The organism is Niabella pedocola (assembly GCF_021044425.1).
In the GTDB taxonomy this organism is placed as follows: Bacteria; Bacteroidota; Bacteroidia; order Chitinophagales; family Chitinophagaceae; genus Niabella; species Niabella pedocola.
Window position 1 is genome coordinate 100,847 of the sequence record NZ_JAJNEC010000006.1, and the last position, 25,582, is coordinate 126,428.

Below are 25,582 nucleotides of genomic sequence, written 5' to 3' on the forward strand. Positions count from 1 at the left end.
GGTGATTTTTTGCACCGGCATGCAACTGCAGGTCAGGCGGCGCCTGCTGCCGTAGGTTGTTTGGGCACTTTAAATAATTGCCACAACTTGATCTTTAACGCTATCCAGCCAAGGAAGGCATATACGAGCAGCAGCAGCACCAGGTGGTTCATATAGGGCGCAATGAGGGGGGCTGAACCCTTTTGGATCAGCAATATTTTAAAGGCCTGCAGAAACGGCGTTAAGGGGATGATATTGGCGATAAACTGTACAAAGCCCGGCATAGCGCTCATGGGCCAGGTAAAGCCGCTGATGATAAAGGCGGGTGAGGCCAGTACCATCAGGATTTGGGTGGCCTTTAACGCATCGGGAATGAGGATGCTGATAAACACGCCGAGAAAGGAGGCGGAACCTACAAAAACAGCGGAGAGGAGCATAAAGTTGAAAATGCCTTCCGGAAGCGGAACACGGAAGATCATATGCATCACGTAATAAACGCAAACGATCAAAATGGAAAATACCCAAATGGGAATGACCTTGATAAGCATCGTAGGAAAAGCCCAGCGCCGCATGGCGGTATATTCTTTTGTAAAAGAACCCCGTTGAAATTCGGCGGCAAAACTTACGGCCATGGCCAGTAAAATGACCTGCTGTAATACAACGGCCAGCATGGCGGGCCACATAAAAATAAGATAGTTGCTGGTGGTGTTAAACAGCGTAATGTAGTTGGTTTTAAAAGGCTCGTATTGTGTGGCGGCTCGGCCCGGATTCATGCCCATTTTCTGCAGCCCTTTCATTGCGGCTCCCGCGGAAAAGGTACCGATGGTCAGCTGCAAGGCCTTGGTTGCAAAATTGGCGGTCATCATGTTCCCCGTGTTGATGTATATATTGACTTCGGGGTATTTTTTTTGAAGCATGGACGCCTCAAATTTTGCTGGGATCATCACTACAGCGGCCGCATCGTGCCTGATCACTTCATCTTTTATATTGCCGGGCTCCTGCAGGAAGCGGAGCACTTTAATGCTTTTATTATCGCCCAGCATTTCTGTGAGTTGTGCCGATAGCGGGGTGTTGTCCCTGTCAATTACAATAACGGGTGTGTTTTCCACCTTGCCGCTTTTGTACACAAAGCCCAGCAAGGTGGCATAGAAAACCGGGGCCAGAAAAAACACGCTCCGCAGGGTGGAGTTGCCGATAAACAGTTTAAACTCTCGTTTTAGCAGGCGCAGGAACTCTTTCATAAACAAATTATTTCAGCAACACATTTGCATTTACCAATACATTCCCGGCCTTCGCCGTATCTGTGGGCTTTACCTTGATCTCATAAACGGCATCCTGCAGCTGGTAATCCGGATAGGCCGTTGTAATATCGGCATAGCGGGTCAGCTGCTTGATGTATAAAATGGACCCGCTGACTAATTCTTTATTATACACCACCTGTACCTCCACCTGCTGGTCTTTTTTATAGGCAGCGATGCTGCTTTCCGGGATGGTGAACCGGAACCAGGTACTGCCGGGTATATACCCGTTGAATAAGGCAAAACCCGCAGTGGCCAGTTCCCCGGTATTCAGGCTGATGGTTTCAATTTCCATGTCGTTGGTAGCAATCACATAACGTTCGGAATAGGCTACATTGGCCTCCTGCAAAGCACCCTTTGCCTGCGAAGCCTGTCCGGAAGCCATTTCCACTTTTTCAATACGTGTGCCTTTCCTTACATCATCCATTTCTGCCACCACTGCATCGTATTGTGCCTTGGCGCCCTGTAATTTGGCATAAACTTCATCATAGGCCTGTGGCGACATCAGGCTGTCGTTGTACATATTGGTGGCCCGGTCAAATGATTTCTGTGCAAAAGCATACTGTTCCTTTAACCCCCGGTATTTAGCCTGCAGCTGTTTCATCTGGTCGGCCGTAGCACCGTGCCGCGCCATTTGTTCCTGCGCCGTAGCGGCACTAACGGCCCCCTGGGCCTGGGCAATTTTAGCAGATACTTCGGGTACATCCAGCAATGCCAGGGTATCTCCCCTTTTTACCGTTTGCCCTTCGGTTACATAAATCTTCAGGATCCTGCCCGTAACTTTCGGTGCAAAGGAGATCACATCCTTTTTTACCTTTCCCTCAACAGGAGCGGGTTTGTCTTTTTTATTGCCACATCCGGTCAGTATCAGCAGACCGATCCATACCAGGTAACGATTGATACTCATTTTTTATAAGAAGTTTTTGTCATCCGTATTCAGTGATTAGTTATCAGCTATTAGCTATCAGTCATCAGCTGTCTGCTATCAGTTATCAGCGTAGGCCGGGAGCGCTCTTAATACAATTTTGTTACATCCAGCTCCTGGGTCGAGCGCATCAGTTCTATGGCGGCCCTGCGCTGGTTGAACAAGGCATTCTGATATTCCAGCTCTGCTGCTTCCAGGTCGCTTTCGGCTTCCACCAGCTGCATCGATTTGGCCATGCCATACCGGAATTCCTTTTCGGCCTGAACCAATGCATTTTGAGCCAGTTCCTTTTGCTTTTGCTTTAAGGCGATCTGTGCATTGGCAATATCATAGCCGGATTGGTTATTGGCCTGGTTGAGTGTGAGCTTGCGCAAGGCATCCTCTTTCTGGTGCAGCAGCAGTTCCCGGTCTACCATAGCCAGCTCAATAGCACGTTGCCCTTCCCTGCCATCGAAGATGGACCATTGAAACCCTACGCCGGCCCTCAGGATGGGAAATACATTCAGGCTGGCCGGGTGCCAGTCCAGTTTACGGCCGGCATAGCCGATGCTGGGAATGGGCGGAATGATATTCTCAGAAGTCTTCCAGTGACTGCCATAAAGCCCCAGGTAGTAGGCGGAGGCCATCAGCTGTACCTTGGGGATCCACCAGGTTTTTTCCGCTTTTACTTTAAAATCGCTTGCGCGGATGCCATGTTCCAATGCCCGCAGTTCGGCACGGTCTTCAATTGTTTTTTGAGGCGCCGCAGGGGTTATGGGTGTCAGCACCGGTTCAATCATACGGAGCCGTTCTTTGGCAACTCCTGTTAATACCTCAAGCTGGGTAAGCAGGAGTTCTTTTTTGCCTTCGTATTCGGCTACTTTCGCATCCAGCGTGGCCTGGGCCAGTTCGATCTTTTTGTGATCATAGGGGGTGATCAGTCCGTATCCCAACGCTTTGTCGGCCGTTTTCTTATTGGCGTCCAGTCTTTTTTTGCTTTCATCCAGTACTTTTTTCGATTGATGCACGAGGGCCAGCTGATCATAGGCCCTGGAAATCATGGTCACCACTTCATCCTGTGATTTTTCGAGCAGGGCGGCTTCCGACTGCTTTTTTTCGTCCAGCGCTTTTCCCAGGTATTTTACCTTGCCGCCGGAATACAACAGCATTTTTGCATCGGCTTTTGCAAGACCGGAAAAACCGGAAATGTTCAGGTTATTATTGTATTTGCGCTGGGGAATATCTAAAAAAGGCTGCAGGTTGATCTCGGGGGAGATCAGGTGGGCCGTGGCATTCATGTAGCCGGCCATACCGCTTGCCTGCAGGGTGGGCAGGAACGCATCTTTGAGCTTACGCTGATCCAGGCCGGTGATTTTGTTTTTGGTCTGCTGCATTTTCAGGTCTGCATCCCGCACCAGCGCACTATCTAAAAGCTCCCTGAAACCTGGTGCAGACTGGGCCTGGCTATTGCTATGGAATAGCAGCAAAAGCAGGAGAAGAGGCAGCATATTTTTCATTATAAAAAATATTTTATACGAAAATAGAATTTACATTAAATATAATATTAAATCCGTGTTTTACCCCATCTTGTACCGAAAAATGATGACGGCCAACTTTTAATTCTTTCAGGATCGCAAATAAGTGTATTGCTGCGTATCTCGTTTCGGTGATCTGTTTTGGCTACGTCTTATGAATGACCTTTGGCGGTTTTGCATTTGCCGGATGCTTTCTATGATTTGCTGCATGCCTGTTGCATTCTCTTTTATAACCGCACCTGTAACCTTTTTTGCGATACGATACGCTGCGATCTTGAATGATCTTTCCTGCTGATGGCCGCAGATTGTTTTCACTGATATCCTGATATCCGCGGATTCTTTTTTCTGCATAGCGATCAGCAGAAAAAAGAACGCATGTAAAAAAGATGGTGGACAGTACGATGGCTCTTTAAAAATGTTTAAATAAACTTTCAAGATTTTAGATGCATTTGATCCGTATCCGGAGGCAGGGTCGGTGTGTTTTTGTGATTGTGTTGGGGCTTTTCCGGTGCGCTTGTTCATGCTGATACCCGCAGATTATGTTCTTCTGTTTAACAATACTGGATCGCGATCCGCCGGCAAAAATAGCCGCTGTAAAGCGTTTGACGGGTTGCAGTCGTACGTTTTTTTTAAAGCAGGTTTAATGATTTTTGAAGTTTTAAATATACCTGAACCATATCAGGAGAGTGCAGGACGGTTGTTTCGGAAAGTTTCCTGATTTTCGTTAACGTAAACGATTGCATTGCAAACTAAATGTATTTCAACAAAATGAAACTTCATTTTTAACCCATTAAAACCAATCAGATGAAACTGTTTGCGGTCATAACCTCTTTCACCGTTATGTGATTTGTACGCTGCCCTTGATTTGGCAGTTGTTACCAACACCAGCCTGTTCGATGTGAGCGAGTGTCCCGAAATCAATCGCTGATTACCGGGGTAGGCTTCTTTTTTTATGACTCCCGGAAAAACTCTTTTTTAAAGGGAAGGGGGATCTTTTATTCAAATTTTTAAACAAGGATAACTTAATTATGAGATTTAAAAGTTATTTGGTGATCGTGTTTTCGTTTTGCCTGAACCTGGCATTTGCGCAGAACGAGCAAACCGTTAAGGGCGTTGTTCTGGATTCAGAAACGGCGCTTCCTGTTGCCGGCGTATCCGTAAGTGTAGCGGGAAGTTCCCAGGGTGTTATTACCAATGAAAAGGGGGCGTTTTCACTGAAGGCTAAAGAAACGGCGCGCCTTTTGTTTTCCCATGTGGGCTACCAGGACCAAACGATTGCTGCATCCGCGTTGGGTAACGGCGTAGTGCAGCTGGTTTCTAATGTAACCGGTATGGATGATGTGGTGGTGATTGCCTATGGTGCCCAAAAAAAGGTAACTGTAACGGGTGCTGTATCTACGGTTACCACCGAGCAGTTAAAGCAAAATTCTTCCGCCAGTCTTGCCAATGCGCTGGCAGGTCGCCTTGCCGGTTTATCGGTGGTGCAACAGGACGGGGGGCAACCCGGTCGTGATGATGCCACCATGTATCTGCGGGGTATGGCAACCACCAATTCCAATAGCCCGTTAATACTTATTGACGGTGTACCCCGCGATAATATACGTACATTGGATCCGAATGAAGTGGCCTCTGTTTCCGTACTGAAAGATGCCTCTTCTACGGCCGTGTTTGGTGTGCGGGGTGCCAATGGTGTGATCTTAATTACCACGCGCAGGGGTGTGGAAGGTAAAACGCAATATAATGCGAGCATCGACCAAAGCTATACCTCGTTTACCCGGGAGCCGGAGCGCTTACATTCCGTGGATTACCTCAGACTAAGAAATGAAGCCTCCGCCAACGATGGCATCGCCCTGCCGTATACGCAAAAGGATATTGATAAATATATGAATCCGCTTGCGGGCCTTGATCCTGCGGATCCAGACTATGAACGGAAGGCAAGCGTGCTTAAATATATGTATCCGGATAACGACTATTACCGGATGATGATCTCCCGTTATACACCGCAGTCGCGGGTGAACCTGAGCGCCAGCGGCGGCACAAATAAGATCAGCTATTTTGTGAACGGCACATTTTTACACCAGGGCGGCAATTTGAAAACGGAGCCGAAATCGCAACTGGGATATGATCCCTCTTCGTTTATGGACCGCTACAGCTTCAGGGCTAACCTGGATTATAAGGTTACGAAATCGCTGAAGGCATTCCTGAACATTGGCAGCTATATCGAAAAAGTAAACATGCCTGCGGCCTGGATCTACCCCGGCAGCGATACCCGCTGGATGATGCGGGATATTATGTACCAGGCACAAACCGTGCTGCCCATTACCCCCGGACCTACTACTATAGAAGGGTTCGGTGTGGCCCCCGGCCAGCTGGTGGATCCTGTTTACCTGGACCGCTCCGCTTACGAGGTGATCAACCGCGCGGGCTTTCGAAAAGAGGTGCGCTCCAATTTAAATTCCTCCCTGGGTATGGATTGGGATCTGAGCCGTACGGTTACAAAAGGGCTGAGCATAAAGGGAATGATTTCTTATGATTCAAAAGCAACCACGGCCATGCAGGGCAAGCAGTCGCAACGCCTTTACCTGGCAGACGTAAACCCGGACAATGACCAGCTATCTTACGGATTAAAACGGCCGGATGAAGAGCTGATGAGCATTACGAGAGGTGCTGATTCCCGCTATAATATCAATCTTCAGGGATCCATCAACTATAGCCGCTCATTTGACAAACATGCTGTAACGGGTATGGCGTTGGCACAACGCGATAACTGGGAATCGACCAGCGGTGAAATTCCATTTAACGTGATCGGATTTTCAGGCCGCTTTACCTATGCATATGATAACCGGTACCTGGCAGAATTTAATATGGGCTATAACGGTTCTGAGCAGTTCTCACCTGCAAAGCGGTTTGGTTTTTTCCCGGCTGCATCTGCCGGCTGGGTGATCAGTAATGAAAAGTTCTTTAAACCGCTGATTCCTGTTGTAAGCAATCTGAAGCTTAGGGCATCCTATGGTAAAGTAGGTAACGACCGTATTTCTTCGGCACGGTTTCTTTACATGGATAATATTACCCTGGGCGGCGGTGTGCTCGGAAGCCTGGGCCGTGGCCAGCGGGTGAATATCGGCCTGTTGGGCAACCCGGATATTACCTGGGAAACGGCTACAAAGCGGAACTATGGCGTGGAGCTGGGATTGTTCAGAAACTTCACCGTTACGTTCGACTACTTTACAGACCACCGCACGGATATACTGATTACCCGGTCATCGGTGCCGGTACTGCAGGGGATGCCCATCGGCAACCTGCCAAAAGTAAATATGGGTGTGGTGGATAATAGGGGCTATGAATTGGAAATAACCTATAACAAAAGTTATACAAAGGACCTTTCATTACTTATAAAAGGAAACTACGGGTTCAATAAAAATGAAGTAAAGTTTATGGATGAGCCCATTCGTGATGATTCTTATCCGTTTCCCTACCGGACCACAGGGTATTCACTGGGGCAGCAATGGGGATACCGGGTAGACTATAGCAATGGTAATGGCTATTTCAATTCCCAGCAGGAGCTGGATGAATACCTGTCGAGGATTAAATATGGATTCGGTACGCCAAGGGTGGGGTATCTTAAATACATCGACCTGAATAATGACGGTGTAATTGACGCCAAAGATCAGGCGCCTATCGGGTATTCCAGCAGTGTGCCCCGGGTTACCTACGGTCTTATGTTTTCGCTCCGGTATAAGGGCATCGAATTTACACCGTTCTTCCAGGGTGTAGGAAAGTTTTCGGCGTTCTATAGCGAACAGGGGGTATATGAGAATATTAAGCTGGGCACGTATTTCGGATATCAAAGAACGGCCTGGACCGCGGACCGGTACAACAACGGCGAAAAGATCACTTACCCGGCACTCAGCACACAAAGCACCACCAACCATGTGGCCAACGATTTTTTTATTATGGACCGCTCCTTCATCCGTTTAAAGAATATAGAGCTTGCTTATACCCTGCCACCGGACCTGCTGAAAAGACTAACGGTAAAAAGCCTGAGGGTTTATGTAAGTGCGTATAACTATTTTACCTGGGATAAACTGCGGATGTATCATCAGGATCCTGAAGTGCCGGATGCCTTGTTATACCCGGTGACCAAGACGCTGAATTTTGGAGCCAACATTACTTTCTGATTCCCATAAATGGTTTTAAAGAATTTGTTGTTTAACAAAAACAAATGATCAAAGCATGAAACAGAGCAATACATTTTTAAACAGGATCCCGTATTTGTTTTTCCTAACAATAACTGCCGTTGCATTTTTCTCCTGCAACAAGGCGTTGAATACGGCTCCGGATGGAAAAATTACATTGGATGAAGTTTTTGCAGATAGTGCAAAAGCCTCGGCTTACCTGAATACCTGCTACAATAATATGCCGGCAAAGGGTACCCGCTATTATTTCTGGTGCAGAGGACCGGTGGTTTGGAGCGATGAAGCATGGGATACCGATGCGGAAGCAGAACCTACCTTATCGTCCGGGCGCATGTATAGTGGCAATGCTTCGGCTTCCAATCATCCGGCTACGAATGTAAGTGCCGATGCCGGTAACGGCGATTATTATGCCCGTTACTGGAATATGATTTATAACTGCAGTTATTTCCTGAGCCGTATTCAGTCGGTAGATGGGATACAGGAATCGATCCGCAACCGCTGGAAGGCTGAAGCCCATGTGTTGCGGGCTTATTATTATGCTGAATTGCTGAAATGGTTTGGCGCGGTGCTGCCTATACAAAGCGCGCCTTACCATTTCAAGGATGATTTCTCCAAGCTGAAAAAAGCTTCTTACTATGAAGTGGTAAAGTTTATTATAGCCGATTGCGACTCGGCACTCGCCATCCCGGATCTGCCCTGGCGCATTACGATCTCCGGCGAAGGGGGGCGCGTACAAAAGGCGATGGCAGAGGCCATCAAATCAAAGATGATCCTTTTTGCCGCCAGTCCTTTAAATAATGCCGGAAAAAATTATTGGGAGGAGGCTTACCAGATCAATAAAGCATCCTTACAAAACCTGCGGGATCAGGGCTATGAACTGTATAATAAAGTGAATCAGCCGCAAACCTATCTTTCGGATATCGCGTTTATCGGACCCGATAAAAATGAGAAGGCTGCGTTGTATAACGAGTACTTTACACAAACCATGGCTTATTCCGCCACACCCGTGGATAAAGAAACCATTTATCAAAGCCGGGACGGACAGGGCAACATATGGGATATTGACGGCATTGGTGCACAGGACGGTTACAAGTCCGGTACCTGTCCTACACAGGAACTGGTAGATGCATATGAAACCAAAGACGGACAGCCGATCCTGGATCTGGCTAATCCTTATCTGGACGAGCAGCATTTGCAACCCAACTATAATCTAGATAATAAAACGTACAACCCGCAGAACCCCTATGCAAACAGGGACCCCCGCTTTTATGCGTCGATCTATTACAACGGATCCAAACGGTATTGTCTTTGGAATTTTGATGAAGTAAAGGAGTCGCCCGAAAACTATCCGGGAGGGAAAGTGCAGCGCACCCGTATCATTACTACTTATGTGGGTGAGCCGCAAACCGGTCTGGACCCGGCTGTGCGAAGGGCTACCCGCACGGGGTATTTTGAACGTAAATTTTTGCATCCCACCAGCAGTAATAATAACCCGGTTGGCGGCGCCAACTGGAAGTTGTTCCGCCTGGGAGAAGTGATCCTCAATTTTGCAGAAGCAGCCGCAGAGTCGGGGCATCTGGATGAGGCATATGCTGCGGTGAATGAGATCCGCAGAAGGGTAGGCATGCCCGATCTGCCCCTGGGACTGTCGAAAGAGCAACTGATTTTGCGGGTACGCCAGGAGCGCCGGGTGGAACTGGCAATGGAGGAAAACCGTTATTTCGATATCCGCAGATGGACAAGTCCCGAAGGCGACTTATCCAAAACCGATAAATGGCTGACCGCTGCTGAAATCAAACGCAATGCTGATGGTACGTATACCTATGGCCGCCGGTTGGTACGGCCTACACCCCGGGCCTGCTATGAAAACAAATTTCTCTGGCTCCCCATCCCGCTTAACGAAGCAAACATACTCCTGAGTAATACGGGGCAGGTGTGGCAAAATCGTGGCTGGTAAGAAAAAAAGTTTAATAGAATTATAATAAGAAGTTACATGGACTATAAAATGATTAACAGAGTCATTGTTTTGCTGGTGTTTCTTTTGAGTGGCCCGTTGATGAAAGGAACCGCGCAACAAACCGGGGTCGTGGTAAAAGGCACGATCACTGATGAATGGAACCGGCCGGTGCCGGATGCATCCGTTAGTTCTTCAAATGGTAAAAACGGTGTTTTTAGTAACAATGCAGGGGTATACCTTTTGGCGGTTAATGACAACAGCCGCTCGTTTGTGGTAAGCAAGGCGGGTTATAAATCGCAGACCTTCGAGGTGGATGTATCCAGGGAGCTGAACATTCAACTGCAGCCCGATGTGCATAACGAATATGAAACCGTACAGCTCGGATATGCTCAACAGCTGCGTAAGGACGTTTCCGGCGCGGTTGCATCCGTTAGCGGTGAAGTGCTGGAACGGGCGCCTGTTGCTAATTTTACACAAACGCTTGCCGGGCGCCTGCCAGGGCTTACCACCATGGAAACCTACTCCGAATTATCCCGGGCTACCACAAATATTTATGCAAGAGGTTTTAACTCGATCCGGAAAAATGGTCCGCTGGTGGTCATCGACGGCATTCCGGTTTCTTACAATGCCAGCCAGAGCCTGGAGTATATTTCACCCAATGAAATCGAATCGGTGAGTCTGCTGAAAGATGCATCCACCCAGGCTATTTATGGGATCCAGGGGGCCAACGGGGTATTGGTGATCAAAACAAAAAGAGGGGTAAAGGGTACGCTTCAGATCCATACCACCTTTGATCAGGCGGTACAACAAGTGACCACCAAACCGGCGTTTATCAGCGCGGCGGAATATGCTACGCTTCGGAATCAGGCCGCACAAAATGATGGCAAAAAGTTGCCGTTTACAGATGCGCAGATAGAAAAATACCGCACGGGCGCTGACCCGGTATACTACCCCAATACAGATTGGTACAACTATTTTGTAAAAGATTTTGCCAATATGCAACGGGGGAGTGTGAATCTTACGGGTGGTAATGACCGGGTTCAGTTTTACTCAAATGTCAATGTGATGCACCAGGGGGGATATTTTAATACGGACCAACCAAAGTACGATCCCAATGCCAACAATGTTTGGGTAAACTACCGTACCAATGTAGATATGGTCATTAACAAGTATATCAAAACATTTGTACGCCTGGCCGGTAATGTAAAACGCGAGCGCACCGCCGGATCGGGCAATTCCACTATCTACAGCAGTATCTTTCAACTCCCTGCCAACTTTTACGGTCCGTTAACGCCTGAGTTAAAGAATACAGCCGGAACGGTGACCACGCCCGGCGAACAAGTGGTGGCTTCCACCAATATCAGCAGCCCGACTTATGGGATGTTGAACCGCTCCGGTTATTACCGTCACACGGTAACAAATGTTACTTCGCAGTTTGGTGTGGATGTGGACCTGGGCTTTTTAACCAGGGGGTTGAGCATAGATGGTTTGTTTGCCTACCAAACCAATGCCGTGGGAAGTATGAGTACCACCCAGGATTATGAGCGTTACACGCGGTCAGCCAACCTGGATACCATGGCGTTTTCCAAACTGGGTACCAATGCCAACAGCCCGCTTGTTTACGGTAAAACGCATTCTTTTTATTATCACTTATCCTATAAGGCCAACCTGAAGTATGAACGTGCTTTTGGAAAACATAGCCTGCGCAGCTTTGGCTATATGTTTTATCAGAACCTGATCAAAAATGACAACAGCAATACCGGGGCCCTGCCTTATGACCGGGTTAGCGCCGGTCTAGAGCTGGATTATGCGTATAACGACCGGTACCTTGTGAAATTTGATTGGGGATATGGCGGGTCCGAACAGTATGCAAGAAATAAGCGGTTTACCGGCTTCCCCGCAGCATCTGCCGCTTGGGTAGTATCGAATGAATCGTTCCTGGAAGATCAGCAATGGCTGAGTTTGCTTAAGTTACGGGCTTCCTATGGAAAGGCGGGTAATGATCAAAGTGGTTTAAGCCGCTTTGCCTACCTGAATGATATCCGGCTGGCCAGGGGCGGCCCCATCGGGTACCTGCAATGGCTGGTGTCTGAAAATAAAATGGCCAACCCCGATATCATGGCGGAAGTATCTACCAAAAAGAATGTTGGTATCGACCTGGGATTGCTGAATATGATCACCATCAATGCCGATATCTTCAATGAACGGATGGAAAATATGGTGGTGGGAGCTACCGGTACCATCCCGGCGTACCAGGGATTCCCGCTTAATGAATATCCCCAGTTAAACGAAGGGATCTTTGAAAACAAGGGGTATGAAGTTTCCATCAGTTTCCGGAAACAGCTGAACCCGGATCTGGGTTTCTCTATCGGGGGTATGTACAGCTATGCCAGCAATAAGGTGATCAGCATCAATGAAGCCGCGCAAACCGAGGATTATGTGTACCGGAAAAGGACGGAAGGATTTTCGGTAGGCCAGTTATGGGGATACCTGGTAGATCGCAGCAACGGCAATGGGTTCTTTAATACGCCGGAGGAACTGGCCGCAAATAAACTGGCGTATGACCGCGTAGGCAAACCCCGGCTGGGCGATCTGAAGTATATCGATTTGAATAATGACGGCATTATTGATGAAAAAGACCAGGCACCGATTGGTACGGGAGCCATTCCCCGTGCGATGTATGCATTTAACGGTGCCGTTAACTTCAGGTCTTTTGAACTGAACCTGCTCTTCCAGGGAACCGGAACGTATACGACCATTGAAAACGGAATGGGCGTGTATGAAACTTCAAACGACGGCGTGTTCGGCTCCCTGCACCGGAATGCCTGGACGGCCGAACGCTATCAGAACGGGGAACTGATTACCGCCCCGGCGCTTTCGTTAACGGCCAGCAGCAGTCATCAGGGAAGCGACTATTATACCACAAACCGAGCCTACCTCCGTTTGAAAAATGCCGAGTTGTCTTATGTGTTACCCTCCCGGGCGGCGCGGTTTATAGGTGCGCAACATATCCGTTTGCTGGTAAGCGGTCAAAATTTAATAACCTGGGATCAAATGCGGTCAGATGATTACGGACCTGAAGGGGGCGGTTTCAGTGGCTTCCCGGTTTACCGCGTATATAATATGGGCGTTAAAGTAACCTTTTAATTAATGATAGTTCCGGTTTGGATTATTTATCTGAAATTTTTTGATATGAGATCGTTGCAATTAAATAGAAAGCGGATGATAACAAATGACTGTAAAAAAAGAAGGCATATGTTTGGTAAAGGACTGCTGCAAGCCGGCTGGTTGCTTGGCTGCCTGATGCTGCTGAACGCCTGCAACAAGCAATTGGATTTTACTGCCGACGGCCGGTTACCGGGTGTTGAAGATGCCTTTACGGATTATAACCGCGTGCGGGGGTACCTCAACTCTTGTTATGGTTACTGCCCGTCGCCCTCCATGAACCGCGCCTCATTTACAGACGAGGCGCAGGACGCGGATGACATTACCAGCGGATCGGATTTTATAAACTGGTACCGGGGGGCACTTACCGCCTCGACCTATGCCAGTAACTCGGCAGACGGAAGCCCCTGGACCACTCTTTTTCAGGGAATACACCAGTGTAATACTTTTTTGAAATATATAAAAACGGCTGTCATTTACGCACGGGAGGAGGAAAAGGAAGGCTGGATTGCACAAGCCCATACCTTACGTGCGCTCTATTATTTACAGCTGATAAAAAGATATGGCGGGGTGCCGATCTTTAAAGAGCCGTTGGGGATCAAACATGATTTCTCACAGGATCGCAGGGCAAAATTCGGGGAGGTGGTGCAGTTTATTCTGGCAGATTGTGATTCGGCGCTTACGGCTCCCGACTCGCAGTTTGGGTTTTCCTGGAACATCTATGACAACCAGTTTGGAATCATGACCCGCGCCATTCCGTATGCTATAAAATCGCAGGCGATCACCTATGCCATGAGCCCTCTGTGGAATGATGGAACATTTACCCTTGAGGCGGCTGCAACGATTACTGCCGAGGCATTGTTTCAATGTACGGCCAATGGCTACAAACTATTTGATGTAACGCCGGCAGCCACTATTGCGCAAAATGCCTATGCCTATTATTTCATCACCAGCTCCAATGATAAGAGAACCGTAGATAAAGAAACGATCTTCCAGCAAGGCAGCCAGCTGGCCGTTTGGCGGGACGCGGGCATGCCTACTACCGCCGGTATGAGTAAAGCAGGTCCCTGTCCGACCCAGGACCTGGTAGATGCGTATGAAATGGCCAATGGCGAACCTCCCATCCTTGGGTATAGCGACGCGGATCATCTGGTACCGCTGGTGAACCCTGCATCCGGTTATGATCCTAATAATCCCTATGCAGGAAGGGATCCACGGTTTTACGCATCTATCTACTACAACGGCGCGGTGCGGTTCCTGAATCAGCCCAACGGAAGAAAAGTGGCTGCTTATATGGGGGGAGCCGACAGCGTTTCCGAAACCGACAGGCGGTATACGCGCACAGGATATTATCAACGGAAATTTAATAATTCAGTATCAAGCCAAAGCTCTAATGCCGATGGCGCCATCCGGTTGCTACGGCTTGCGGAACTTTACCTGAACTTTGCGGAAATGGCCTACCAGGCCGTGGGACCCGACGTACCGGTTACGGTGAATGAAACCTCTATGAGTGCAAGGCAGGCGGTGAATGCGATCCGGAAAAGAGCCGGTATGCCCGATTTCCCGGCGGGGATGGACAAGGACGCTTTTGAAAAAAAGTACCGTAATGAACGGCGTATTGAGCTGGCTTTTGAGGAACACCGGTTCTTTGATGTGCGCCGCTGGAAAATCCTGAATCAAACAGATAAATTTGTAACCGGCATGCGGATCAGGGTAAGCGGGCCGGAGCTGGTTTATACGCGGTTCCGGTTTAACGACAGGGGAAGTGTGGCAGACCGTTTCCTGATATATCCTATTGACAAAAACGAAGTGGATAAAATTCTGGGGCTTTCGGGTGTGAACTGGCAGAACCCCGGGTGGTAGCAACTGAATGATGTATAACAGCAGGCCCGGCTGTATGTGCTACCGGTATCACCGGAACCCGGATGAAAAAGAAGGAAAACGTAACCGGTTTCTGATTTATAAAATGACTGCAAAAATGATAGCAAAAAAAATGATCCGTTCTGTATTATTTTGCTGCCTTGCTGTGGTAGCAGGTTCAGGCAGTGCATTGGCACAGCGCTATGATGTAGCGGCTTTTTACTGGCCGGCGTATCATTATGAGCCCAGGATCGGCTTTCTTTTCCCGGATAAGAAAGGGGAGTGGGAAATCATCTATAAGGCAAAACCCAAAGAGGAAGGACATGCACAACCAAAAGTACCGCTGTGGGGATATGAAAACGAAGCCGATCCACAGGTGATGGACCGGAAAATAAAAACGGCGGTAGCACACGGCGTAAACACATTCATATTCGATTGGTACTGGTATGAGGGACAGCCGTTCCTGGAAAGCTGTATCAATAACGGGTTTTTGAAGGCCAATAAGGGACGGATGAAATTTTACCTGATGTGGGCCAATCATGATGCTACCAGCTATTGGGACGTTCGCAATCCGCGCAAGGACTCGGTGATCTGGAAAGGCGGCGTGAACCGGGCTGAGTTTGATAAGATCACCGACCGGGTGATTCGCCGTTACTTCAAAAACCCATCGTATTATAAGATCAACGGGGAGCCGGTATTTTGTATTTATGAATTGCAAACGCTTATTAACGGGTTGGGCGGTCCGGTGTCCACAAAAGCGGCGCTGGATGATTTCAGGAAAAAGACAAAAGCTGCGGGCTTCCCGGGGCTGCATCTTCAGGGTATTTTATGGTCGGCCCTGCCGGCTTCTATCAATGGTGTTCCGGGAGATAAGATACAAACACAGGATAACGTGCTTACCTATTTTGGTTTCAGCAGTATCACCAATTATTGCTGGGCGCACCTGCAACGGCCTTCAGGCGACTATGAAAAATGGGCGGATGCATCCACGGCAATGTGGCCCGGGTTTGACCGTGATTTTTCGATTCCCTATTTCCCGAACGTAACCATTGGTTGGGATCCCAATCCCCGTTATCCCTTCAAAGCGGGATACATTACCAACCCGGCTCCTGAAAAATTTGCGAAATACCTTGAAAAGGCAAAGGATTATCTGGATGCACACCCGCGGCAACCACAACTGGTAACCATTAATGCCTGGAATGAATGGTCGGAGGGCAGTTACCTCGAACCCGATACAACACATAAGCTGGGATACCTGCAAGTGTTAAAGCGTGTTTTTCCTGCACACCCTGCACCGGGGGTAAAACAATAAAGAAAATATATTCAACCATAACGTTTATCAATGAAATTTATTTTTACAACACATCGTTTATTTTGTTTGGCCGGCTGCCTGTTATTATTGCCACTGAATGGGGCTACCCAAACATTAACGGCCTACCATTCCCTGCAAACGGCCACGGATGCGCTGGGGCGGCGCGTGCCCGGCTATGAAACCACCGGCGCATCACGGAAAGATAAGTTTGTGGGATTGTTTTACTGGACCTGGCATACAAGACAGGGCAAGGACAATCCCCCCTTCAATGTAACCGAATACCTCGCCCGCGATCCGAAGGCCATCGATAATTACGACCATCCCATCTGGCCAAAGCGCAACAGTCCCTGGTTCTGGGGCGAGCCCTTGCTGGGCTATTACCTGGATACTGATGAATGGGTATTGCGTAAACATGCGGAGATGCTTGCCGATGCCGGTGTGGATGTGATTATTTTTGATTGTACCAATGGGAACATCACCTGGAAAGAATCCTATATGAAGCTTTGCGAGGTATTTACCAAAGCCAGGAAGGATGGTGTTGCAACGCCCCGCATCGCTTTTATGCTTCCGTTCTGGCCCAGCGATGGAGGTAAGGAGATCCTGCGGGAGCTGTACCATGACCTGTACCGGCCGGGACTGTATAAAGATCTTTGGTTTACCTGGAAAGGAAAGCCGCTGATTATGGGATTGCCGGAATTTGCAGATGATATTGCCGGTAAGGAAAATGATCCTGCACTACGTATGGCCATGAAGAACTTTTTCACGTTTCGACCCGGGCAGCCCGTGTATAACAAGGGGCCCGAGCGGCCGGATCACTGGGGCTGGCTGGAAATATATCCCCAGCACGGGTTTGTAAAAAATAAGAACGGCGGCTTTGAACAGGTAACGGTGGGCGTGGCGCAAAACTGGAGTAAGGAAAGAGGATTAACCGCTATGAATGCGCCCGGCGCATTTGGCCGGAGTTATACCCATGCAAAGGGCTCCATAACAACACCAGGTGCGGTGAACTATGGATATAATTTCCAGGAGCAGTGGGAGCGGGCACTGGAGCTGGATCCGGAGTTTATTTTTATCACCGGCTGGAACGAATGGATCGCCGGCCGCTATAAAGTATGGCAGCAGCAAACCAATGCATTTCCGGATGAATGCGATCAGGAGGGAAGCCGCGATGTAGAGCCGATGAAGGGCGGGCATGGCGATAATTACTATTACCAGATGGTGGCCAATATCCGCCGGTTTAAGGGCTTACCCGCGCCGCAACCCGCTTCCGCACCAGGTTCCATCCAGATAGATGGGAAATTTGACGAGTGGAATAAGGTAACCCCGGTTTTCCATAGCTATAAAGGCAATACGCAGCACCGGAACAGTCCGGGCTGGGGTAGTCTGTATTACCGGAATCAAACGGGGCGTAATGATATTGTGCTGGCCAGGGTTGCAAGAGATAACGCGCATTTTTATTTTTATGTGGAAACCGCAACGGTGCTAAGCGCCAGAACGGACCCGGGCTGGATGCGTCTTTTTATTGACAGTGATAACGATAAAAATACCGGGTGGGAGGGTTATGATTTTGTGGTGAACCGGCTGAACCCGGGACAGAAAGCGATCCTTGAAAAATCAACCGCGGGCTGGTACTGGCAAAAGACGGGTGAAGTGGAATATGCAGTGGCCGGTAATAAAATGGAAATTAAAATACCGAGATCATTGCTGGGCATACCCGGAAAGGCTGATCTCGGTTTTAAATGGAGCGATAATATGCAAGAGGAGGGAGTGATCACCGATTTTATCATTAACGGAGATGTGGCGCCCCTGGGAAGATTTAACTTTCATTTTACAGCACCTTAGCCGTGGTGTCTGTGCTGCTTTCTGTTGTTGAAGCAAGGCGCCTGCCGGTTTGCGAAAGCAGCATTGCCACAGATCTATTAAACCGCTTTCAAAACAGCAACAGGAATGTGAATGCGGTGCTTACGGTTACCGGTTAAAAACAAGCTGGTTGGCCAGGCTGATCTCATCGGCACTGATGGTATGCCCCATGTTGGGATATACTTTTTCCGTAACATCGGCGTTCATCTGTTTTAATAATTCTGTGCTGGCATGCACCCGCTCTACCGGTACGTGAAAATCCGGATTGCTGGTACCTATAAACACCGGGGTTTGTTTAAAATCACCCTTATAGTTACCGGTATCCAGTTGTTCACCGATCAGTCCGCCGGTAAATGCCACCGCACCGCCATAACGCTGCGCCTGTCTTGCAATGTATTCAAGGGTTAAACAGGCGCCTTGTGAAAAGCCCAGAAAATACATATTTTCGGAAGCAATGCCTGCATCCGATGCCGTTTTTACGGTTTGATGCACCATATCAATGGCCGAAGAAAGCCAGGGCTCATTCTCCTGTACAGGTGCCATAAACGAATAGGGGTACCAGGTATGGTTAGTAGCCTGCGGCGCCAGTAATGCCATGTCTGTAACATCCAGGTAAGGGGCAAGAGAAAGGATATCCTCAGCGCTCGCGCCCCGTCCGTGCAGCATAATGAGTGCACGGGAGGCCTTGCTTAATTCCTTTCCGCCGGTTATAATATTTAAGGTATGCATGGGGTTGTTGTGTTGTTTTATGAATGTACACGACTGCATTTTGTCAGCCATGCTTTAGAATGAAAAGATACATCTGCGCAGCATCAGTGACATGTGCGTCCAATATGTGTGGCGCCGGGTACCAGCCGCAGCTGTGCAGATTGCTTATAGAAAAACGAAATGAAGATCTGTGCCATCTGTTTCACCGGCAGGATGGCGGCCGTTTTATAATCCAGGCAGAACGGCTTCAATCTTTGTGCGGGCCGGTTCATATTGTTTGGGCAGTTTAAGCGCGGTGCCCAATTGCTCCAATGGTTCATCTCTTGTGAAGCCCGGGTTGTCGGTAGCAATTTCAAATAATACACCACCTGGTTCCCGGAAATAAAGCGAATAAAAATAATCCCGGTCGATCTTTTGTGTAATATTCAGTCCGGCGGCTGCTATTTTTTCCCGCAGTTCCATCTGATCCGTATCGTCTTTTACCCGGAAGGCGATATGATGATTGGTACCGGCCGCATTGCGTCCATAACCGGCCCTGGGGTCTTCAATGATATCGATATAATTGGCGGTATCTATATTTTCATTTACAAAACGGTAGCGGTTGCCCTCCTGTGCCAGTTGCCGGTACCCCAGCAGGTCGGTCAGCACTTTCGCCGTTGGATCTGCCTGGTTAAGCGTAAGCGTTGCATGATGAAAGCCCCTGGTGGCTGCATCGGCAGAAACCGCATCGGTAACCCAGGGAGCGCGGCTGTCGGCAGCAGCAGGAATAACCAGCGAAAGCTGTAAGCCGTCGGGATCGCTGAATGCCAGTTGCGGTTCTCCGAATATTTCGGCTTCCTGATACCCGATCTTGTTTTCTTCAAAGCGTTTTTTCCAGAAATCAAAACTTCCTTCCGGAACGGAATAGCCGATATGGGTGGCCATACCGGCGCCGGTGGTTCCCTTTCCGATGCCTTCCCAGGGAAAGAAGGTAAGGATTGTGCCCGGTGTGCCGCTTTCATTTCCATAGTAGAAATGGTAGGTGCCCGGGTCGTCGAAGTTTACGGTTTTCTTTACCAGCCTTAGACCTAACACATTGGTATAAAATCCATGGTTGCGTTTGGCATTGTCCGCGATGGCGGTGATATGATGTAATCCTAAAACTTTATTTTCCATAATCGTGATTTTTTTATTGAAACACAAAGTTACTACGCCGTAATACGGAACCACTTGAAGTAGATTAAGTGGCAATAAATGTTGGTTTTGTTACTTTGTAAGATATTGAAGGCACAAAGATCGTTGCAGTTGTTTGTTGGTATTGAGAGCATCGATGGCCGCTGATTCACAGATTTTGCTATTAGATCGGTGCAGTTGCATTGTTTGTATTGAGGATTTGGGTAGCCGCTGATTCGCAGATCGTATTATTGAATCAGTGCATCTGCGGCACTAAACGCCGGTTTTGTAAAGATCGTTGGAATTGTTTGTTAGTATTGAGAGCATCGGTAGCCGCTGATTCGCGGATCGTGTTATTGAATCAGCGCATCTGCGGCATTAAACGCCGGTTTTGTAAAGATGCGGAGAACAACAGAGATGGTTACAGCTGTTTGTTGGTATTGAGCGCATCGATGGCCGCAGATTCGCAGATTTTTTTATTGGATCGGCGCAGTTGTGATATTGTATCATCATCTAAAAATAAAAATATGCAGGTACAACATTTTAAAGCTTCGGAACGAGGCGTCAAAGATGCCGGCTGGCTGAAGAGCAATTTTGTGTTCAGTTTCAGCAATTATTATAACCCGGTTAAAAGCGCATTTGGCACGTTGATGGCGTTCAACGACGATTACCTGGCACCGGGCAAGGGATTTGGTATTCATCCGCATGTGAATATGGAGATCATTTCCATTTTACTGAAAGGCCGCATGAACCATAAAGATACCCTTGGCTATAATACGGAGTTTGAAGAAGGAGGCGTACAGATCATGAGCGCGGGCAGTGGCCTGCGGCATGAGGAATACAATATTGGCGAAGACGAAGTGAATTTTTTGCAGATCTGGGTCTACCCAAAGCAACAAAATATTACGCCTCGGTACCAATACCGCAGTTTTCCAAAAGAAACACGGAAAAACAAACTGGTAACCATTATATCCGGTGAAGAGGGACAGGCGCATTGCTGGATCAATCAGAACGCCCGGCTAAGCCTGGGGTATTTTGAAAAGGATCACAGCACTACGTGTTCCTTTAACCCGGAGAATAAATGCCTGTTTGTATTTGTGATCACCGGGTCTGTTACCGTAAACGGTGTGGCTGTTCCCCAACGCGATGCCCTGGGTGTGTGGGATACGGATACGGTTGCGATCCTGTGTAACGAGGAGAGCGAGTACCTGGTGATTGAAACGGTGGTGAATCAGAAGTGAGATTCGGATGCAAGAAGCCAGATCTGAAATTCCAGATTCAATGTCGTTTCTTTAAGGCCGCAGATTCGCAGATTTAGCACCCGCTTTAATCGCACTCAAATAATATCGCAGAAAAGGCTCCGAAGACACAATCAGTGTATCTGTGGCAATTATAAAGGAAAACGACATTGATTTGTGAATCCAGACCTGGGCACCCGGATGCGGATGCCCAGGTCTGGATTCACCCTGGGAATTGATCCCGCTGACGGCTGAAAGCACGACAGGTAGCCCGCTCCAGGATCATCTCATCGCTCAAGGCTGGAATCTGTCTGCTCAAATCCGGAATCTCAACCCCAATCGTTACTGCACGGTAATATCCTTCGTCTTCCCATCAACCGTTAACGTAAGCCGGAGGGCACCGGTTTCATAATTGTTGCCGGCATTTTCTTTCAACGTGATAACCGGCGCTTTTTTACTGCTGAAGGGATAGAGTACCGTTACAAAGGTTTGGGTGGCACCGCCTGTTTTTGATTTTTCAAATACAAAGGCCGGCCGTTTCAGTTCCTGGCGGTAGGAATAGGAAACCTTACCCTCTTCTTCTTTTAATGTAACGGCGTCCTGGTTCAGGTTCTGGATCAGCAGGTTGTTGCCATCGGTATAAGTAGTGTATACAGCGTGGCGCTGCTGATCAAAAACAGGATTACTGTTTTCTTTAAGCTGAAAATGAGTGCCGATACTACCGGTGGCTTTTCCAGCAGCCCGGTCGATGATGAGGAAATATTGCTGATTGATGAACAGTACCGTCCGCTGGTGATCCAGCTCCGCGTAGCTGGGATTGGTGTATGTAAGTATATCCAGGTTCTTACCCGTTTTCCATTGCTGCAGTGCCGCCTTGGTAATGACCATGTTTTCATTGTTTAATGTAAGCGTACTATGTACCCGGGTTTGCCGGTACCAATCCCGGAGCTTCATAATGGTGGAATCGCCGGCGTATACATAGCAACCAGCATCCGGTGTAAAATTGCGGCCTTTGATCCAGAGCTCAAAAGTGCCATTGTCCGGCTGAGCGTGGAAGGCGCCGGGAGGGCTGGCCTTTAACACCATCACCGTTGAAGCCTGGCTCCATCCATTCCGGAACGTATAAAAGCCAGAAGTGGTCAATCCATGTGAAAGGAATGGAGGCTGTTTGCCCTTTTTGCCATCGGTAGCGTAATATTGAATGACTTCATTATGCGGAAAGGCTTTAGCCCAGCTGGCATAGGATTTCAGCATCGAGGATTTATCTACCAGCTTTGCATCGCTGAATACGGGGTAGGTATAATCGGGGAAAGAGAAATTGATGGTGGCCAGGATCATTTTTTCAACCGTTTCTTTATAGCTGGTTGGAAATACACCCTCCATACCGGCCTGCTGGGCGGAGCGGAGCGCGCTCAGGAAGGTATTAATCATGGCCACATGATAGTTGGGTGATAACTCCCACTGCACCCCGTCCGCGTACACCTGTTTTTTTATTTCATCATTAAGAATCGTTGCACCCCCGTTTCTCCAGGCGGCCGCTCTTTTAAATTCGGGGAAGGATACACCTGCAAACAACACCCGCTGTGCTTCAAAAAGACGATGGTTACCGCGGTCGGCATAGTTGTTCGACAGGTAGTCGGCTTGCTGGTGGTAATTGTTTAAAAACGCCATAAGGAAAGCCGGTGTAAAATTGGAAGAATGTACAAAGATGTTAAAGGAGGGTGCCAGGTTTAAGATCCTGTCTGAAATTTCCAGCGGGCGCCAGGCATATTTGTCGTTGTCTTTGGACAACCCCAGCGGGTTTTTCCGGGCCCAGTCTGTAAACTGGAGCATCCATTCGCGGGCATAGCGCTCGTCTTTTGTAGCCCGGTATACCAGTGCCATGGACTGCCACCATTTTACCCGGTGCAGCTGCCAGCGCACTTCATTGTCTTTCACCGGCCAGTATTGCCAGTTGATATCCTTTCCATAATCAAAAAAGCCATAACCCTTATGGGGCTTGAACTTGTGCTGCAGCGCACTGTCTGCCGCAGCCTGGGTTGCTTTATCGATGGGCTGGTTCAGCTCGATCTCTTCTTCCGCGGCACTGAAATCGGGGTCCTTGCTTTTCTTTTTATAATAGCTGAGCAAGGCAGCAGCAGCGGCCGGGTAATTTTGCGCCTGTACCTGGGCTTTAACCTTTTCCAGCCCGGGATAATCCAGGTTCAGTATGTCGAACCCGGATTTTCCGATGGGCTGTTGCTGTGCGCTGCCAGTTAAAAAGATGATGGTCAGTAACAGAACCGGTATGATTTTTTTTATGATCATCAGAATGATTTTAGTGGTTGAAGATGCACCCGGTGTGCGGGTATAAAAACAGTTTTTGCCCGATATTGTTCCTGGGCGGCCATTGAATTAATTGCTTTTTATTACGGTAACTACTTTTGAGTAGGTTGCCTTGCCGTTCTGGTCTACCTGCTTAATTCTTACAAACCATTGATCCGTGCCGGTGCGTATCGCATCGTGATACTTGTTGCAGGATGCGATCGCTACGGCAAGGGCTACCATGAGCAAAAATAAGATCCGCTTATTGCGCGACCGGTTTTGCGCCCCCAACCCTAAAAATCCTAGAAACAGCGGCAGGCTTATCAGCGCCGTCATATCGGTGGCGGCAATAGTAGCTTCATAGCTTTGTGTTACGGAGGCGTTGCCATTTTTTGAACGGATGGTTTTGATGGTTGTAAAATGCTGTCCGTCTTTTGAAGCCTGTATTTCAAAATGGCTGTTGTTGGTTTCGCGGAGGCTTTGCCAGTTTACCACCAGTCCTGCTTCTTTTAAATGCGCTGCTATTGGGCCAAAGGCAACCGGCAACGCGATATTGGGCACGGTTTCACCATAAAACCGGAACTCTTCCAGTCCCACGCTATTGCCGCTTCCGCCGGCCGTGGAGCCATACCAGTACATTCTTAAGGTAACGGGCTGTGTTACACTGCTAAGCGCAGACAGATCATACTTGCTGATGGTTGATACACCCGCCGCATTGTTAACGGTGATGGGTGCCGAAATGTCGGAGCCAAAGCCATCCATACTGGAACGTAGTACAAAAGTGTTGGGCGCTGTTGTGGTGCCGCGCCGCCAGGAAAAAACAACAGAGTCGAAATGAAGGGTATAGCCTGTAACCGGGCTTAATTTAAACTCGTAATACTCGGCGGGGTCCATCAGCGTGGGATTGCCGGTTGTTCCGGTATTGAATGCATTAACCAGGTACCGGCCACCCGGGCCGGGCGCTAAGGGCGTGCCTGAAGATCCCGAAGCGGTTAAGGAGGCTCTTGAGAAATCAGAAGACGGGCTTCCTTCCACATTGTCGCCGGCTCCGGGCACAGGGGAGCTGCTGTTAAAATACACGATGTTTTGCGATGGGGTGTATTGTATATTGGGGTCTATATAAATGGTATTGCCGGTACTGCTGTAAGCCGCGGGGTCGGTAATATTGGCGGCTTTCGTATAAGGGCCGTCTAAATAGGCAGGGTTGGCATCCGGTATGCTGTTTCCCCAGATAAGGCCCCGGCGGCCCGTTGCGGGCGATGGATTGAGTTCAATGATGCGTATATCATCGTGGTAAACAATACGGGTGATATCCGGGGGAACCACATATACCCCCCATTTAATATACCCGATGTTGCTTCCGCTGCCCGGAAAGGTGATGTAATCTGTTTTTTCATCTGCCAGCAGATAATCGGGCTGGCCGGGCAGTTTCATATAAGTTCTTATGTAACCCGTGGCATCCAGCGACCATTTCACATCGATTCTGAACTGTATCCACTGGTTTACATAAGGACGCAGATCGCTCAGTATATCTTTGGTGCTAACACCGCTGGCCGCATCATTGTAACGAAGCCGGATCACATTCCGCTGTGTACGTACCTGCAGCGGTACTTCCTGTCCGTTCGATACCTTGAGCTGGAAAAAATTGGTTTCATTGATCGGATCACCCGTATTCCAGGGAGTCCAGTCCTTTAATAACACGCTGAATTCATAACGGCGTTCCATTCCCGGTGAAAAACGGGCCGGCAGATACTGGAGCGCAGCACTTTCACTCCGCCAGTTTGCATCCGAATAATATGCGCTGTCGCCGTACACTACCTTATGCGCGATGGCGTAATTACCGGTGGCGCCGGGGCTTATCATATATGCGGCGTCGGCGCCCGTTGCGCTGGTTGCCTCAATGTCCGTATTGCCGGAATTGAGGGTGCCGTTTTCATAGTCTAAGTTTAAAATTGTTTTTCCCACAACCTGGGCAAAAACGGAACCCGTTATTGCAAAAAACAACATCGCTGTAATGAAGCTGATACGGGCGGCAATGGCTGCAAATCGTTTGTTCATGATACATCGTATTTAAAGTAACCGCAGGTGGCGGGAAGGCAAAGGTTAAGCCGGTG

At 48.6% G+C, this 25,582-nt stretch carries 15 protein-coding genes; 7 read left to right on the forward strand and 8 right to left on the reverse strand.

The annotated features are described in order from the left end of the window. Nucleotides 1-32: 32 nt before the first annotated feature. The 4 genes from LQ567_RS19890 to LQ567_RS19905 form a co-directional block, all read right to left on the reverse strand. Complete coding sequence (locus tag LQ567_RS19890; RefSeq protein WP_231007466.1) at nt 33-1,220, reverse strand: ABC transporter permease; 1,188 nt, start codon at nt 1,218-1,220, stop codon at nt 33-35. Nucleotides 1,221-1,227: 7 nt separating this feature from the next. Continuing rightward, a complete protein-coding gene (locus LQ567_RS19895) occupies nt 1,228-2,184 on the reverse strand; it encodes an HlyD family secretion protein (RefSeq protein WP_231007468.1) in 957 nt (318 codons plus the stop codon). Between the two features lie 107 nt (nt 2,185-2,291). After that, a complete protein-coding gene (locus tag LQ567_RS19900) occupies nt 2,292-3,698 on the reverse strand; it encodes a TolC family protein (protein WP_231007470.1) in 1,407 nt (468 codons plus the stop codon). Nucleotides 3,699-3,806: 108 nt separating this feature from the next. Further along, nucleotides 3,807-4,238: a hypothetical protein gene (locus LQ567_RS19905; protein WP_231007471.1), complete on the reverse strand. Its 432-nt coding sequence runs from the start codon at nt 4,236-4,238 to the stop codon at nt 3,807-3,809. A gap of 506 nt (nt 4,239-4,744) precedes the next feature. Here LQ567_RS19905 and LQ567_RS19910 point away from each other — a divergent pair. The 6 genes from LQ567_RS19910 (at nt 4,745) to LQ567_RS19935 (ending at nt 18,048) form a co-directional block, all read left to right on the forward strand. Beyond that, nucleotides 4,745-7,894 carry a SusC/RagA family TonB-linked outer membrane protein gene (locus tag LQ567_RS19910; protein WP_231007472.1) on the forward strand — a complete coding sequence of 1,050 codons (3,150 nt, stop codon included), beginning with the start codon at nt 4,745-4,747 and terminating at the stop codon, nt 7,892-7,894. A 55-nt stretch (nt 7,895-7,949) separates the two neighbouring features. Continuing rightward, nucleotides 7,950-9,869, forward strand: a complete 1,920-nt coding sequence (locus LQ567_RS19915; RefSeq protein ID WP_231007473.1) for a RagB/SusD family nutrient uptake outer membrane protein — start codon at nt 7,950-7,952, stop codon at nt 9,867-9,869. A gap of 36 nt (nt 9,870-9,905) precedes the next feature. Next, entirely contained in the window at nt 9,906-13,016 is a 3,111-nt protein-coding gene (locus LQ567_RS19920) for a SusC/RagA family TonB-linked outer membrane protein (RefSeq protein WP_231007474.1), read from the forward strand. Between the two features lie 108 nt (nt 13,017-13,124). Next, nucleotides 13,125-14,897, forward strand: coding sequence for a RagB/SusD family nutrient uptake outer membrane protein (locus LQ567_RS19925; protein WP_231007475.1), 1,773 nt, complete (start codon nt 13,125-13,127; stop codon nt 14,895-14,897). Nucleotides 14,898-15,012: 115 nt separating this feature from the next. Next, nucleotides 15,013-16,206 carry a glycosyltransferase WbsX family protein gene (locus tag LQ567_RS19930; RefSeq protein ID WP_231007476.1) on the forward strand — a complete coding sequence of 398 codons (1,194 nt, stop codon included), beginning with the start codon at nt 15,013-15,015 and terminating at the stop codon, nt 16,204-16,206. A gap of 30 nt (nt 16,207-16,236) precedes the next feature. Continuing rightward, on the forward strand, nt 16,237-18,048 hold the full coding sequence (locus LQ567_RS19935; protein ID WP_231007477.1) for a glycoside hydrolase family 71/99 protein: 1,812 nt from the start codon (nt 16,237-16,239) through the stop codon (nt 18,046-18,048). 126 nt (nt 18,049-18,174) lie between these two features. On the opposite strand, the gene LQ567_RS19940 is transcribed toward LQ567_RS19935, so the two are convergent. After that, nucleotides 18,175-18,795, reverse strand: a complete 621-nt coding sequence (locus LQ567_RS19940; RefSeq protein WP_231007479.1) for an alpha/beta hydrolase — start codon at nt 18,793-18,795, stop codon at nt 18,175-18,177. 204 nt (nt 18,796-18,999) lie between these two features. After that, the gene (locus LQ567_RS19945; protein WP_231007481.1) at nt 19,000-19,929 is read right to left on the reverse strand and encodes a ring-cleaving dioxygenase; all 930 of its coding nucleotides are present in this window, start codon (nt 19,927-19,929) and stop codon (nt 19,000-19,002) included. Between the two features lie 524 nt (nt 19,930-20,453). Here LQ567_RS19945 and LQ567_RS19950 point away from each other — a divergent pair. Next, a complete protein-coding gene (locus LQ567_RS19950) occupies nt 20,454-21,167 on the forward strand; it encodes a pirin family protein (protein WP_231007482.1) in 714 nt (237 codons plus the stop codon). Between the two features lie 339 nt (nt 21,168-21,506). Here the strand turns inward: LQ567_RS19950 and hepC are convergent, their stop codons facing one another. Both hepC and LQ567_RS19960 read right to left on the reverse strand, forming a co-directional pair. Further along, complete coding sequence (gene hepC, locus LQ567_RS19955) at nt 21,507-23,471, reverse strand: heparin-sulfate lyase HepC (protein ID WP_231007483.1); 1,965 nt, start codon at nt 23,469-23,471, stop codon at nt 21,507-21,509. Between the two features lie 87 nt (nt 23,472-23,558). Beyond that, nucleotides 23,559-25,526, reverse strand: a complete 1,968-nt coding sequence (locus LQ567_RS19960; RefSeq protein WP_231007484.1) for a heparin lyase I family protein — start codon at nt 25,524-25,526, stop codon at nt 23,559-23,561. Between the last annotated feature and the right edge of the window lie 56 nt (nt 25,527-25,582).